Consider the following 15,780-nt stretch of genomic DNA (forward strand, 5'->3'; position numbering starts at 1 on the left):
GGGCCGCCCGTCAAGAGTCCACGCTCATGGCGTCCGTCCCACGTGCAGCTCGGCCGCCGCCGCGACACCGAAGTGGCCCGAGTGGGCCGTCAGCCGGACGTAGCGCGCCTCGGCGGGCGAGAAGGTGGCGTACTTCTGCGAGCCGTCGTCGGCCCACGAGCCCTCGGTGACCGGCGTGAACGTCGTGCCGTCGGTGCTGACCTCGACCGTGTACTCGGTGACGTTGCCGTTCGGGTTGCCGTCCTGCCGCGACAGGTAGCTCAGGCCCTGGACCTCGTAACGATCACCGAGGTCGAGCGTCACGGTCGCCGGCAGCGGATCCGTCGACGCGGGCGCGGAGTGCCAGAAAGTCGTCTTGTCACCGTCGACCGCCGCGCACGGCTGGTACGGGTCGCTGTGCACGCTGCTGGCGGTGGCCGTCGTCTCGTGCTGCGGAACCAGCACGTCGAACTCGGCCGGCGCGTCCTCCGGCAGCGGCGGCTGCTCCGGCGCCGGCGGCGTCGTCCGCAGCGGAGGCCCGCCGGCGCGGACCACGCCCAGCTCACCGGCGGTGGCGGTCGAGTCGCCGCAGGCGTTGTCGTCCCCGGCCGCGACCAGCCGCACGTGCCGGGCGTCCTGAGCCGGCCAGGTGACCACCTTTGTGGAGCTGTCCGCGGACCAGGTGCCGCTGGCGACGCGCTCGTACGACTTGCCGTCGCGGCTCACGTACACCTCGTAATCGGTGATCATCCCGTTGGTGTTGCCGTCCAGGCGCGGCTGGTAGGTCAACGCCTCGACGTGGCGCGTGCGCCCCAGGTCCAGGGTCACGCTCTGGGGCAGTCCGGCAGGAGGATCGAAAGCCGAGCTCCACGTCGTCTCCGGCCGGTCGTCCAGCACGTGCCCGACGCCGTGCGTCCAGCCGCGGAAGAACCCGTGCTCGCTGGTGGCGCTGGCCTGCATCTGGTCCTTCGGGACGAACCGCGGCGCCCGGCTGGTGGGCGTGACCCGCAGGTCGTCGAACTGGGCGTGGTGCCATGCGCTCACGCCCAGCACCACGTTCCCGGTCCGTTGCGTGGTGTCGGTGACCTCGCTCAGCACCTCGCCGTCGAGCAGCACCTCGATCGTGTCGCCGCGCATCCGCAGGCCGACGGTGTGCCACTCGTCCACGCCGACGGACTCGGTTCCCGACGCCAGCGACGTCTCACGGTTCCCGGCGTGGTCACGGCTGAACAGCTCCCATCCCTCGGTGCCGATCCGCAGGTGGTAGCCACTGGCGGGCGTACCCCACGACTGGCCCGAGGCGCGGCCGCCGACCTCGACGTATCCGGGTTCCTCCAGCAGGACGTCGGTGCTCACGGTGTAGTCGCCCCACCATCGTGGGTCGCCGACCATGGTGCTCAGCGGCAGCTCGCCGACATGACCCCAGCTGATCGGGGGCTGGTCCACCTGCTGGCGGTAGCAGGTGCCGTCGCGCCCGCCCGCGCACGGCGCGGCCTCGAACGCACCGGCCAGGTCGGAGAAGTAACGCGCGGTGCGCCCGTCGGGCACGTTCTCGAAGGACTCGCGGAACGGGACGGCCAGGCGGTCGCTCACCGTCGCGTCCGGAGTGGCGGCGCCCTTGCCCTGCCCGTCGGTGGTGGTCAGCGAGTAGATGTGGCCGGGCTCGAGCTGCAGCGTGATCTCGCCACCGTCCGGCTGCACGGTTCCCACCTCGCGGAAGCGGTCGGCGGGATCGTCGGAGTCGAGGTCGCTCGCCCACAGCCGCATCCCGCTCTCGGGCAGGTTGGCGACGTCGAGGGTGAGGGTGCTCGGCTGGTCGGCGTCGAACGTCTCGATCACCGTGCTCCAGTCGCCGCCGTCGGGCGAGGCCAGCGAGACGACGCTCGCTCCGGACTCCAGCCGGGTGCTGCCGCTGTTCAGGTACCGCCAGCCGGGATCGGCGAACTGGTTCGTGTGCGCGTACGCCCAGATGCTGTCGCCGACGTCGTAGTAACCCGACCACGGCCACTCGGCGACCATCAGTCCGGTGTCGGCGAGCGTGATGTTCGAGTACCAGGCGGAGATCGGCGACCACGCGATCATTCCGGTGATCCGGGCGTCGATGTACATTCGGTTGGCCGCGCGGGCCAGCGGCGCGGCGCCCGCGTCGTGGGCCATCGAGCTCAGTTCGCCGATCCACAACGGCTTACCGAGGTCACGCGCGGTCTCGGTGCTCGAACACCGCAGGTACCTGGTGCGGTGACCACACGGCGAGTGCTGGTTCGCGATGTCGACGGCCGCTCCGAACTCGGGGTTCGCGGCCATCGCGTCGGCGACCCGCCAGTTCCAGTTCGGCGTGTCGTCGGCGGCCGTCAGCTCGATGTCCGGGTGCTCCGCGCGCAGCGCGCGTTTCCACTTGACGTACCACTCGGTGTCGTAGCCGGCCTCGTTCCAGCCGCCCATGAAGTCGATGTCCAGTCCGTGCTGCTCGGCGCAGTCGAGCCAGGACAGCAGGTAGTCGATGTTGTCCTGGCTCCAGAACCCGCCTTCGAACCAGCCCGGCGCTCCCCATTGCAGGCCGCCGAGCTGGATGTCCGGGTTGCGCTCGACCGCCTCACGCATCAACCACCACTCGTAGCCGCGGTTGCAGTTCACCTTGCCGCGCTCGCGCATGTGGCTGGGCTCGGCGCCCGAGGTGGAGTTGGTGTCGGCGCCGATCTCCACCTTCAGGATCTCGAGGTTCGCGCCGTAACCGGGCTTGAACAGATAGTCGAGGATCTGGCTGCGCTCGGGCTCCGGATAGTCGTACAGCAGCCGGCTGGACGCTCCGGCGCTGACCGCACCGAGGCCGTCGAACTCCCGGCCGGCGCTGTCGCCGTCCACGACGACGGTCTCGGCGCTGCGCTGCTCCTCCTCCGCCGCCTGACTGCCCGGCACCGCGGCGACCAGCGCCGCGATCACCGCCGTACCAGTGCCCAGTGCTGTTGCGATCCGCCGTCGGTGACGCATGGATACACCCGCCCTGACTCGAGGCCGTTGGGTTCGACATCAAAGGTCTGACCTCTGAACATAAAGTGCGGATACATCACTGTCAATGCCGCACCGCAGCAGGGGGTCCCGTCGGGGCGCGGGGCTCACGCAGACTCATCCGCTTCAACGAACTGTCGCTGCTCCGTTGTCGTCCGCGTATTCGACGAGACGGCAGAGCGTGTTGATGCCCTGCACCTGCTCGACACTGCGGACCGGGGCGGTCAGCAGCGCCGGGCTGCCGACCAGCACCGCCAGCGACCGCGCGCGGGACACGGCGACGTTGAGCCGGTTCCGGTTCGCGACGAAGTCGACCCCGCGTGGGGCGTCGGCCGCCGACGACGTCGTCAGCGACACGATGACGACAGCCGCCTGCTGGCCCTGGAACTTGTCGACGGTGCCGACACGGGCACGCCCGTCCAGAGCGGCCGACAACAGCCCGACCTGCGCGTTGTACGGCGCCACCACCAGGACGTCGTCGGCCCCGAGGACACGCTCGTGCCCTTGTGCGTCGGTCCACGCCCGGCCGGTGAGCCGCTCGACGACGGCACGGACCGCGTCCACCTCGGCGTCGCTGCGTACCGAGCACCCCGAGTGCTCGACCGGATACCAGCGCACTCCCGCTCCCGCGAGATCGTCCGCACCGCCGAGCCGCTGGCGCTCGAGCCCGTCGCGCGGGTGCAGCAGCGCGTCGTAGGACAGCTCCGACACCGGAGCGCACACGTCGGGATGCATGCGCCATGTGGTGTCGAGGAACAACCCTCGCTCGGGCGGCACGGTGTCGTGGTCGCCGAGGACGTGCTCGAGCGCGGAGGCGCCCGCGCCGTCCGGGTGCTCGCCCTTCGCCGGCTGCGGCAGCTGGCGCGGGTCGCCCAGAAGGATCAACGCGTCGGCCGACGCCCCGGCAGCCACCGTGTTGGCCAGGGAGAACTGGCCCGCCTCGTCCACGACCAGCACGTCGACGTGCACGTCCGGGCGGGCGAACAGCCAGCCGGTTCCGGCGACCAGGTTGGCCGTCCCGGCCGCGACGGCCGACTCCACGTCCGCGTTGGAGGTGACGACGGTGACGCCGTCGCGGCGGGTGGCGTTGCCGTCGTCGGCCTTCTGCATCGCCCGCACCACCGGCGCCACCTCGTCGTCGGCGTCCAGGATCGCGTCGAGCAGGTTCGTGATGACGCGGTGACTCAGCGCGGTGATGCCGACGGTGCGCCCCGCCCGCAGCATCGCGATGATCGAGCGTGAGCCGGCGTACGTCTTGCCGGCGCCGGGCGGGCCCTGCACCGGCAACGCGCCGGTCAGCTCCGGCGCGACCCGGCACAGCGACTCGGCGCCGGCCTCGCCGTCGCGCCGGAGCGTGACGCCGTCGGGCAGCCGCGGGCCGCATCCGAGCAGCAGGTCGCGTACGCCCTGGTACGGGCCGAGGGCGTCGACGTCGTGCTCGGCGACCCACGCACCGACCCGGCACAGCGCGGCCTCGAGCGTGTTGGCGGGGATCGGGCTGGGCGGCAGCAGGCCCACCGGATGCGGCTGTTCGTTGGCCAGGGCGCGCTTGAGCTCGACCGTGCCGCTCTCGAGGTCGAGGCCCACGATGGTGCTGGTGCCGCCGTCCGGGCCCGCGTGCCCGACGGAGTCGCCCACCCGCAGGCGGCACTCCTGCGCCGGGACCTGGTACCGCCACACGCCGGAGCGTTTCTCGGTGCGCAGGAACGTCGCCGCGCCGAGACCGCCGAGCGTGGCGGGGTCGTCGGTGAGCTCGTCGACGGCGAGCGTGCGCACCCGGAAGTACTCCCACCACTCCGCCCGGTTCTCGCGGCGGTGCCACTCGAGCAGCCCCGCCAGCAGCAGCCGCGCGTTCTGCTCCGGGGTACGCCCGTCCGGCTCGGACGGCACCGCGTCGAGCAGCTGCTGCTCGACGGCGACCAGCTCCGGATCGCGTTCTCGGAGGTGTTCGGCCGGATCGTCGACGTCGGCAGGGCGCGGCACCTCGTGCCCGGCCTGCAGCGCCTCGCGCCGGCGCTGCTCGAGCCAGTCGCGCAGCCGGCGAGTGCTGACGCAGTCGTCACGGTTGTACGACTCGATGGCGTCCAGGATCGAGTAGTCCCGCTCGGCCAGCCAGCGCTCGTACTCGACGATGCTCGACCCGGCGTCCTTGACCTCGGCGTCGGCACGGGCGCCGGGGTCGTAGAACACCTCGAGCGCCTTGATGGAGTACGACTCGGCTCCGACCCGCAGCCCCTGCCGGACCACCGCGTACAGGTCGACCAGCCGTTCGCCCCGCAACAGCGCGTCGACCTCGTCCACCCGGCTGCCGTAGCGCTGCGACAGCCGCTTCAGCCGGTCCGGCTCGTACGGCGCGTAGTGGTAGACGTGCATGCCCGGGTGCTGTTCCCACGTCCGCATCGCGTGGTCGACGACCTGCTCGAACGCGTGCTGTTCGGCCGCCGCGTCGTGCGCCCACCAGGCGGTGAACGCGTCGTCGGCGTCACTGACACCCCACAGGTACTCGAGGCCGTGGTCACCGAAGAACGGGTCGCCCTCGAGGTCGAGGAACAGGTCGCCGGGGTCGGGTTCGGGCAGCAGCGCCAGCCCGCGCCGCGGTTCGACCGGCGTGACGAACGTGTACGGCGGCACCTCCCGGCGCCGGCCCGCCGTCTGCAACCGCGCCTGCTCGGCCAGCCGGCGCCTGGTGGACGCGCCGACGGACGTGACGGCGCCGAGCGCGTCGTCGGTGGCGGCGGCCAGCGCCTCGACGGTGGTGATGCCGGCGGCGCCGAACGCCTCGCGCTGGTCACGCCGGAGGAACGGGACGAGCACGAGGTCGTCGTCGTCACGCCACTGCTGCGAGCACGCCGTCGCCCACGGGCACACCGCGCAGTGCGGCACCCGGACCGGGTAGGTCTCCGGCGCGGCGGCCAGCCAGCTCTCGTACTCGCGCATCGCCCGGCGGGTGTACGCGGCGACGTCGACCGACGCGACGGTGACCGTCCGGCGGTCCCCGAGAATCACGGTGAGGCTCTCGGGCGGCGTGCCCTGCAACTGCTCCAGCCGCTGCGCGTAGACGGACATCTGCAGCAGCGCCGACGCCTTGACGTGCCGGGCGAGCTTGGTGTCGGCGATGTCGTAGGACCAGTCGCCGAGCGCGCTGGAACGGATGTCGTTGCGGATCAGGAAGTCGGCGTGCCCGCGCCACCGCCCGTCGTAGAAGGTGGCCTGGAAGATGCGGTCGGCGCCGTCCTTCATGGCCGCGACCGTCGCGTCCTCGGCCTCGGCCGGGCTGCCGGCCCGCGGAATCTCGACGACCCGGTAAGCGGAGGGCGCCGCGGTCATGCCGGCCAGCACCGCCGCCTCGTGCTCGTCACCACGCCGGCGGACCACGTCGGCGCCGGGGTCGTCCTGCGGCGGACGCGGGCGCCGCCCGTGGGCCACCTCGAGGTTCAGCGTCGTCAGATGCGGGCACTCGAGATGACCGACCAGATCGGTCGGGCTGAGCACCACCTGCCCGGTGTCGTCCAGGTACACGCCCACCTCCTTCCTGAAGGCACCCAGCCTGCCCGATGCCTCCGACAGAAACCGCGCGCGGTGCGGTACGGCCGAGTACCACGACGGCGGGGATCCGTCAGTGACCGTCGACTCACCGGACCAATACCTGCCGTCGGGGTGCGCGCATCACTCTCTGGGGCATGACCGGCACGACTCGCGTGGCCGGCGACGGCACCCTCTGTCGGAGGGCGACACCGTCGTCCGCTGAGCGCGGAAATGCCGATGGTGGTGCGGACCGGCCGAGTCAGTCGTGCGCCGCCCGGAAGGCGTCGCGCTGCTGCTCGCTCGCCGCGTCGCTGACCAGGTCGTCGGCGAGGTCGAACCGGACCGAGACCAGCTCGCCGGTGAAGGCGTTGTCCGCCGTCGGGTAGTCGTCGACGACCGGTGACGCACGATCGACACCGACGTCGAACGTCTCGTCGAAGGCGAAGTAGTACGGGATTGTCCCCTCGACCCGTCCATTCGCGGCCTTCTCGCCGTCGACCAGCAACACCACGTCGCCGCCGCGGCCGACCCCGCCCCCGTCGTAGCCGAACTCCACCCGGACCTCGTGCCGTCCCGGTGTCAGCGGCTGCGCCGCAGCGACCTTGTACACGTCGAGACCGAAGTAGTTATACGCATAGTGCGCTCGGCCGTCGTGGCAGTACAACGACCAGCCGCCGAACCGGCCGCCCTGGGCGACCAGAACACCGTCGGCGCCGCCGGCCGGGACATCGATCTCGGCGGTGATCGTGTGCGAGCGGTTCTTGACGTACGGCGCGGTCTCCTCGGTCAGCCGCAGCCCGGCCTTGCGGAACGTGATCGAGTCGCGGTCGCCGTGCAGGTCGAGCCGGCCGGCCTCGCGCGGGTTCTCCCGCTCGGTCATCCGGTCGTCCAGCGGGAACACGTTGTACTTCGCCGCCTCGATCAGGAACAGCTGCTGCAGTTCGCGCAGCTTGCCCGGATGCTCGGCGGCGACGTCGTGCGCCTGCGTCCAGTCGACGTTCGTGTCGTACAGCTCCCAGACGTCGTCGTCGAAATACTGCCGGTCGCCGCTTTGCACCATCTCCCACGGGGTGCCGTGCCGGGTCACCGCCATCCAGCCGTCGTGGTAGATGCCGCGGTGGCCAACCATCTCGAAGTACTGCAGCCGCCGACGGTCCGGCGCGTCGGCGTCGTTGAAGCTGTAGAGCATGCTGGTGCCCTCGATCGGCTGCTGCGGCACCCCGTCGACCGTGCTGGGCTCCGGCAGCCCCGCGGCCTCGAGCACGGTCGGCAGCACGTCGATGACGTGGTGGAACTGGTGCCGGACGCCGCCACGCTCGGTGATGCCGTCCGGCCAGTGCACGACCATGCCGTCCCGGGTGCCGCCGAAATGAGACGCCACCTGCTTCGTCCACTGGTACGGCGTGTTCATCGCCAGCGCCCAGCCCACCGGGTAGTGCGCGTGCGTGCTCGGGTCGCCGAGCGCGGCGTCGTGGGCGTTGATGTGCTCCGCGGAGTCAGTGATGCCGCTGGCGATGCGGTGCTCGTTGAGCGTGCCGCCAAGCCCGCCCTCGGCGGACGCGCCGTTGTCACCCAGGATGTAGATGATCAGGGTGTTGTCCAGCTCACCCATCTCGTCGAGCGCCTCGACGAGCCGTCCCACCTGATCATCGGTGTGTTCGGCGAAGCCAGCGTACAGCTCCATCAACGACGCCGCCGCTCGGCGTTCCTGCTCGGACAGCTCGTCCCAGTGCGGCACGCCTTCCGCCCACGGCGCCAGCTCGGCGTCCTGCGGGACGACACCGAGCTCCTTCTGCCGCTCCAGCGTGATCTCCCGCTGGCGGTCCCAGCCGTGGTCGAACCTCCCGCGGTACTTCTCCCGGTACTCCCGCGGCACGTGGTACGGCGCGTGCGTCGCGCCGAACGGCACGTAGGCGAAGAACGGCACGTCCGGTTTCAGCGTCTGCTGCGTGCTGATCCAGTCGATGGCCTGATCGACCACGTCCTCGGACAGGTGGTAGCCGTCCTCCGGCGTCCGGTCCGGCTCGATCGGGTTGGTGCCGTCGAACAGCACCGGGTACCAGTGGTTCATCTCCGCGCAGATGAACCCGTAGAACTTCTCGAAACCCTCGCCCGTCGGCCACCGGTCGAACGGGCCCGCCGGGCTGACGTCGCGCGCCGGGGTCTGGTGCCACTTGCCGAACGCCCCGGTGTTGTACCCGTTGCCGCTGAGCACCTGCCCGATGGTCGCCGCGGTGCGCGGGCGGATACCGGTGTAGCCGGGCGCCGCGCTGGCCATCTCGGTCGTCACACCCATGCCGACCGAATGGTGGTTGCGGCCGGTGAGCAGCGACTGCCTGGTCGGTGAACAGACCGCCGTGACATGGAAGCGTGAGTACCGCAGGCCACCGTCGGCGAGCCGGTCGGCGGTGGGCATCTCGCACGGGCCGCCGAAGGCCGACGGCGCACCGAAGCCCATGTCGTCGACCAGCACCACCACCACGTTGGGCGCGCCCGCCGGTGGGCGGACCGGGTTCGGCGGCCGGTACGGCGGTGACTGGTCCCGCGCATCGATCGCGGTCGCCGGTGCGGGTGGTGAATCGTGGATCGGCAGGTGGTCGCGGGCGATGCGCGGGTCGGTCAACTGGTCTCGCTCTCCTTCGCTCAGGCCGCTTCGGCGGGTTCGCCGTCCGCGGTCTCGACGCCTTCCAGCCACGTGCTGACGACGTCCGGGTTCTCTTCGATCCAGGTCGAGGCGATCTCCTCGGCCGGCACGTCCTCCTGGCTGAACTGGTGGATCCAGTCCGACGCGGTGGAACGCTCCACGGACATCTGCTGCAGGAAGCGCATCACGTTCGGGTTCTCGGACTGGTACTCCTCGTTGGCGACGACGCGGATCTCGCCCGCTCCGGGCCACACGTCCTCGGGGTCCTCCAGGTAGACGAGGTCCCACGTGACGTTCATCCAGTGCGGCTCCCAGCCGAGGAAGACGATCGGCTGCTGCTCCGCGGCTGCGTTCTTGACCTCGGCGAGCATCGCGGACGTGCTCGACTCGGCCAGCGTCCAGTCGCCGAGGCCGTAGGCGTCCGCGGCGATCGCGTCGGAGATGTACTTGTTGCCGGGCGTTCCCGCCTCGATGCCGACGAACCGGTGCTCGAACAGTTCCGCTTTCTCGTCGAGGTCGGCGAGCGAGGTGATGCCGTGCTGCTCGGCGACGTACTTCGGGACCGCGGGCGCATACGTCGTCCCGGTCACCAGAGTGTCGACGACCTGGACGCTGCCTTCGTCCAGATACTTCTGAAAGGCGGATTCCTGACTCGGCCACCAATTGCCCAGATATGCGTCGGCTTCGCCGTTGGCGAGGGCCTGTGCGCCGATCGGCACCGCGACCTCGTTGATCTCGACCTCGTATCCGAGGTCGCCGAGAATCTGGCTGACGATCTGGTTCTCGACGATGAGGTCCTCCCACGGCTGTTGGATCAGCCGCAGCTCGGAGCTTGCGTCTCCGCCGCCACCGGAATCGCCGCCGCCGTCGTCACCCCCACAGGCGACGAGGATGAGGGCCGCCGAAGCGGCGGCAGCGACTGGTCCGGCACGACGTAGTCGGGACGGCATGACGATTCCTTTCCTGGCACTGACGGGTCAGCGGTCCCTTTCACGCTTACACAGGCCAGGACAGGCAACAACGACAATCGTGTTTCGAGCTATACCGAATCCCAGTAGTTCTGATAGATCAGGTCTATCTCTCGTCGGTGGATGGTGCCGAAGCCGGCCAGGTGGTGACCAGGTCGACGAACGCCCTCGCGGCGGGCGACAGCTCGCCCGGCGGATACACGAGCACGCCGTGTCGCGCCAGCCGCGGGCTGAGCGACACGACGACAGCACCGAGAGTCGCGGCGTCCTCGGCCAGGCTCCGCGGGAGCAACGCCGCTCCGGCGCCGGCCAGCACGAGCGGGACAATGGCGGCGCGATGCGCGATCTCCACCGCGACCCGCGGCGCGGCGGCGGCATCGGCGAGGACGTCGTCCAGCACCGCCCGGGTCGTGGTGCCGCGCGACGTCGTGACGAAGTCCAGCTCCGCCAGCTCGCCGATCTGGAGCACACCGGCGGACGGCGTGCTCGCGCTGGGCGGGAGCACCGCCAGGACCTCCTGCTCCGGCAGTTCGAACGCGCGCAGCCCGGTGGTGGACACCGTCTGCTCGGTCAGCCCCAGCTCGCACTGCCCGCGACGGACGAAGTCCACAACCGCTGCCGCGTTCTCCGGGTCGACCACGTTGAACTCGACGCCCGGGTACTGACGGCGGAACGCACCGACGAACTCGGCGAGCGGATCGACCGCGAGCGTCGTCACCGCGACGATGTCGAGCCGGCCCGTCACCAGCCCTGTCACCTGCTGTGCCGCCAGCGTCACCTGGGAGAAGTCGTGCAGCACCTTGCGCGCCGGGTCCAGCAACGCCTCCCCCAGGTCGGTGAGCACCACCCCGCGGCCGAGCCGTCGGAACAGCTCGGCGCCGACCTCGCGCTCGAGAACCTGGATGGCGTAGGACAGCGAGGGCTGCGCGATCCGCAGCGCGTGCGCGGCGCTGGTGAAGCTGCCATGACTGGCGACCGTGAGGAAGTACTCGAGCTGTTTGCGCTCCACCAGCACGACCCTACGGCGAACCCGGCGCGGTGTTCCGCAGGTCGTTGTCACCTGATCGCCGATTTCTCACCTGATCGTCCGCGCGGCAGCGATCAGGTGACCGCGACGTCAGGTGTTCCGGGGACAGTGTCACCTGATCACGTCTCACACAGCGGACGTAAAACGATCAGGTGACACACGCGGGCGCTCAAGGGGTGATCGGTCACCTGATCATCTCGACGCAGCCCACGGACGACGCAGCGGCACGGTCGAGGCAGCGCACGGTCCACGCAGCGCACGCTCGACACAGCGCACGGACGACGCAGCGGCACGGACAGCGGAACGGCAGCGGCGGTGCCGCCGTCGGCACGAGGTGGAACGGCAAGATCACGAGGTGGAACGGCAAAGGTGCGGCGGACGGACGCTCGGGTCTAGGCGACGACGTCGAGGGTGCTGGGCCCGCCGCGCGTGGGACGCCGGACCTCGATGCGTTCCGGGATGCGCGTCTTGAGCTCCTCGACGTGGCTGACCACTCCGACGACCCGGCCGCCGGAGCGCAGCCGCGCGAGCACCCCCATGACGCTGTCCAGCGTGTCCGGGTCGAGGCTGCCGAAGCCCTCGTCCACGAACAGGGTGCCCATGCGCAGGCCGCCCGCCTCGGCCGTGACGACGTCGGCGAGGCCCAGCGCCAGGGCGAGCGACACGTAGAAGGTCTCGCCGCCGGACAGTGTGCCGGTGTCGCGCGCGTGCCCGGTGTGCGAGTCGACGACCCGCAACCCCAGACCGGTGCGGCGCGAGCCGCCTTCGCGGCCGTCGTGCGACTCGAGGACGTAACGCCCGGAGGACATGTCGGCCAGGCGCTCGTTGGCCGCGTCGACGACGGCCTCGAACCGGCGTTGCAGTACGTACGTCGCCAGCGCGATGCGCGGCACGTTGTCGGTGGTGTCGGCGTTGGCCAGGCCGGCCATCCGGACGACGGCGGCGGCCTCGTCGTGCACCCGCCGACGTTCGGCCAGCGCGTCGTCGACCTCGGCCACAGCCTCGCGGCACTGCTGCAACCGCGTGTCGCCGGAGGCCACCGCCCGCTGCAGCTCCAGCAGTTCGGCCGCCGTCGCCTCGGCACGCGCGCCGGCACCGTCGACGTCGATCTCCTCGTCCGCGTCGACACCGACGAGGTCGGGGTCGGCCAGGCGGCCGTCGACCGCATCGGACCGGCGCCGCCACGCGTCGATCTCGGCCTGCAGCGCGTCGACGTCGGCCGCCGGCAGCAGTGCCGCCCGGACCTGCTCCGGCGTGTCGAAACCGGCATCGCCGACCGCCCGGGCGAGTTGGTCGGACCGGGCGGTGTGCTCGGCGCTCTGGTGCTCGACGTCGCCGAGCGCCACCGCCAGCCGCTCCGCTCCGGAAGCCCGTCGCCGCAAGTCAGCGACCCGGACACCGACCGACGTATAGCCACCCTGCTCGTCGGCGACACGCTGCTCGTCACGTTCGAGCCGCTGCGCCAGGGTGCCGACCCGCTCGTCCAGGCGGGCGATGTCGGCCTCGGCCTGGCGATGCTGCTCGCGGCTGGTGTGCAGCTCCTGCTCGCGGCGGGTGATCTCGCCGGTGAGCTCGCCGACGCGGTGCTCGGCGGTCTCGGCGTCGCCGATGGCTCCGTCGACCCGGCTCAGCTGTTCGCCGAGCTGTTCGGCGGTGGAGCCGTCGAGCCGCCCCTCCAACTCGGCGACCTTGGCCGCCGCCGTGCCGCGGGCGTCCCGGTGCTCGTCCAGCCGCCGGCGGCACTGCGACAGCTGCTGCTCGGCCTGCTCGACCCGGTCACGTTCGACGAAATCGTCGGACCGGGTGGCCGGTGCGGGGTGGGTGGTGGACCCGCAGACCTGGCACGGCTCACCTTCGGTCAGCGCTACCGCCAGGTCGGCGGCGACGCCCTCGCGGTAGCGCCGGCGCAGCTCGGCGACGTGATCGTCGGCCGCGACCATCCGGTCGTGGGACTCCTGGCAGCGCGCCTCGGCGGCGGCCTGCTCGGCGCGCGCGGCATCGAGGCGTTCGTGCACGGCCAGCAGCTCGTGCACGGCGGTGCGATCGCGCCGCAGGCCGGCCAGCGTCCCGGCCAGCTCACGCGCCTGCACCGCCTCGGCCTGCAGGGCCTCGATCTCGGTGGGCAACGCGGTGCACCGGGCCTGGATCTCGGCGTGCGTCTCGGCGAGTTTCTCGCGGTCACGGCGCAGCCTGTGCAGTTCGTCCCGGCGGTCGGCGAGCCCGGCCTCGAGCTGGTGCGGCTCGGACAGCGCGACGACCGTGTCGAGCAACTCCCGGTGCGCCCGGGTGACCTCGTCGCGGCCGGCGGCGGTGACGTCGAGGCCGTCCAGCTCGACCGTCGCCCGCAGGTCCGCCACCTGCCGGCTGGCGGTGTCGAGCCGGCCACGCGTGTCGTCGAGCGCGTCGAGCGGAGCCCGGCACGTCGCGGCCCGGCGCGCGGCGTCGGCCCGGCGCTCGCGCGCGGACTGTTCGGCACGCTCGGCGTCGAGCGTCTCGCGCTCCGCGCGTGCGGCCCGGAGCCGGTCGCGCAGCTCGCGCCGGCGCTGTCGCTCGCGCAGGTGGGCCGCGGCGTCGTCGCGGGCACGCTCGGCCTCGGCGCTACGCGTGTGCCGGTCGCGCTGTTCGGCATCGAGAGCGTCGACGAGCTCGGCGGTCCATGCCCGTACCGCGGACTCGGCTTCGTCCACGGTGTCGGCCACCGCCGAGAGGACGGCGTCGGTCACGGCAGTGGCGCGACCGTCGGTGCCGTCGTCGCCGGGCGCGGCGGTGCGCGCGAACGCCGCGACGGCATAGCGCAGCCGCTGGTCGGAGTCGTCGCAGCGCTGGCGCGCACCGGAGCGCCGACGCTTGAGCTCGTCCTGAATGCGGTCGTAGTGCTCGGTGCCGAAGATGCTCTGCAGGATGGCCCGCCGCTCGTCGCTGCGGGACTGCAGGAACCTCGCGAACTCGCCCTGCGGGAGCACGACGGTCTTGACGAACTGCTCGCGGCTCAGCCCGACGGCGTCGCGCAGCTCGGCGTCGGCCTCACCGACCCGGGTGGAGACCGGGTCGCCGTCGAGGCCGGCCGGGCTGGTGGCCTTCCACAGCTTGACGCTCGCCTGCTGGGTGACGGTGCCGTCGCCGCGCTTCTTCGGCCGCTCGTGCTCCGGGGTGCGCCGCACCCGGTACACGCCGGCGCTGGTCTCGAACACCAGCTCGACGAACGGCTCCACGGCCGGGTCGCGGTGGTCCGACACCAGCCTGGCCTTGCTGGACCCGCGGCCGGCGACGTCGCCGTACAGCGCGAAGACGAGCGCGTCGATGACGGTGGACTTGCCGGCGCCGGTGGGTCCCTCGAGCAGGAACAGCCCGCCCGCCGCCAGCTCGCCGAAGTCGACGCGCTGCTGGTCGCGGAACGGCCCGATCGCGGCGAACGTGAGCGTGTGCAGCTGCATCTACGGCTCCCGTTCGCCGGCGAGAACGGCTTCGTGCGCAGCCCGGAAGCTCGCCAGCTCGGCTTCGGTGACCGGATCACCCGTCACGTGCCGCACGAAGTCGTCCACCACCTCGACGGGATCGGTGCTGGCCGGGTTCGCCACCCCGGCACCGCCGCCGATGTCGGTCTCCGGCGGCGCGTGCCGCAGTTCGAGCAGGTTCGGGAACCGCTGCACCAGCCGCTCGCGCAGCTGTTGCGGCCGGCCCGAGTCGGTGACGGTGACCTGCACCCACGAGTCCCGGTGCCGATCGAGGGAACGGTCGGTGAGTAGTTCGTCCAGCGTGCCGGACAGCCGGGCCATGGCACGCGGCTGTTCCAGCGGGACCGCCCGGACCGACGCGACCCCGCCTGCGTCGAGATCGACGACGGTCACCGACTTCTCGTGCGCGGCCTCGGAGAACGAGTAGCGCAGCGGCGACCCGCAGTAGCGCAGCACCGTGCCGTCGGCGCCGGCCCGTGGCTCCTGAGGTCCGTGCACGTGCCCCAGGGCGACGTAGTCGACGCCGTCGAACACGCCGCTGGGTACCGAGTCGACACCGCCGACGCGGATGTCGCGCTCACTCTCCGACGTCTCGACCGGGATGCCGCCGACGACGAACGCGTGCGCCATGACCACGGTGCGAGCACCGGCCGCGAACAGCCCACGCTGGTCGAGGTCGGCATGCACCCGGCCCATGGCGGCCGTGCAGGCGGCCTGGTGCGACCGGTCGAGCGGCTGGTCGCCGTCGGCCAGCGAGACTCGGCAACCGTCCGGGTCGAGATACGGGAACGGGTAGACCAGCACCGGGCCGTGCTCGTCGGCCAACTCGACCGGCTCACCGACCCGCTGGACGTCGGTGACGACGTGCATGCCCGCCGGGAACAGCCGCGAGCCGTACCCGAGCCGGACGGCGGAGTCGTGGTTGCCGGACGTGACGACGACGGTCGCGGTGCGCGCCAGCCGGCACATGACGTCCTCGAGCAGCCGCACCGCCTCGACGGGCGGGATGGCGCGGTCGAACACGTCGCCCGCGACGAGCACCGCGTCGACCTCGTACTCCTCGGCGACGCGGACGATCCGGTCGAGGACGGCGGCCTGCGACTCCAGGAGATCGAGCCCGTGCAGCGTCCGCCCGAGATGCCAGTCGGAGGTGTGCAGCAGCCGCATACCCGTCCC

Annotated in this window: 7 protein-coding genes; all 7 read right to left on the reverse strand. The window is 71.6% G+C overall.

Translation table 11 applies throughout. The features are described 5' to 3' along the window. Window positions 1-24 precede the first annotated feature (24 nt). Entirely contained in the window at window positions 25-2,967 is a 2,943-nt protein-coding gene (locus CLV30_RS01940; protein WP_106535472.1) for a discoidin domain-containing protein, read from the reverse strand. A gap of 144 nt (window positions 2,968-3,111) precedes the next feature. Next, window positions 3,112-6,504 (reverse strand): TM0106 family RecB-like putative nuclease, encoded by a 3,393-nt coding sequence (locus CLV30_RS01945; protein WP_129710819.1) that lies wholly within the window; start codon window positions 6,502-6,504, stop codon window positions 3,112-3,114. A gap of 265 nt (window positions 6,505-6,769) precedes the next feature. Continuing rightward, window positions 6,770-9,133 (reverse strand): arylsulfatase, encoded by a 2,364-nt coding sequence (locus tag CLV30_RS01950; protein ID WP_106535474.1) that lies wholly within the window; start codon window positions 9,131-9,133, stop codon window positions 6,770-6,772. Between the two features lie 20 nt (window positions 9,134-9,153). Continuing rightward, on the reverse strand, window positions 9,154-10,104 hold the full coding sequence (locus CLV30_RS01955; RefSeq protein ID WP_106535475.1) for an ABC transporter substrate-binding protein: 951 nt from the start codon (window positions 10,102-10,104) through the stop codon (window positions 9,154-9,156). 124 nt (window positions 10,105-10,228) lie between these two features. Further along, entirely contained in the window at window positions 10,229-11,131 is a 903-nt protein-coding gene (locus tag CLV30_RS01960; protein WP_106535632.1) for a LysR family transcriptional regulator, read from the reverse strand. Between the two features lie 410 nt (window positions 11,132-11,541). Then, complete coding sequence (locus tag CLV30_RS01970) at window positions 11,542-14,583, reverse strand: AAA family ATPase (protein ID WP_106535477.1); 3,042 nt, start codon at window positions 14,581-14,583, stop codon at window positions 11,542-11,544. Further along, on the reverse strand, window positions 14,584-15,771 hold the full coding sequence (locus CLV30_RS01975) for an exonuclease SbcCD subunit D (protein ID WP_106535478.1): 1,188 nt from the start codon (window positions 15,769-15,771) through the stop codon (window positions 14,584-14,586). Between the last annotated feature and the right edge of the window lie 9 nt (window positions 15,772-15,780).

It is taken from the genome of Haloactinopolyspora alba (assembly GCF_003014555.1).
Classification (GTDB): domain Bacteria; phylum Actinomycetota; class Actinomycetes; order Jiangellales; family Jiangellaceae; genus Haloactinopolyspora; species Haloactinopolyspora alba.

Coding starts and splice junctions, on each gene's coding strand:
- CLV30_RS01975 (WP_106535478.1), bottom strand. CDS start 15,771: ATGCGGCTGCTGCACACCTCCGACTGGCATCTCGGGCGGACGCTGCAC.
- CLV30_RS01940 (WP_106535472.1), bottom strand. CDS start 2,967: ATGCGTCACCGACGGCGGATCGCAACAGCACTGGGCACTGGTACGGCG.
- CLV30_RS01970 (WP_106535477.1), bottom strand. CDS start 14,583: ATGCAGCTGCACACGCTCACGTTCGCCGCGATCGGGCCGTTCCGCGAC.
- CLV30_RS01955 (WP_106535475.1), bottom strand. CDS start 10,104: ATGCCGTCCCGACTACGTCGTGCCGGACCAGTCGCTGCCGCCGCTTCG.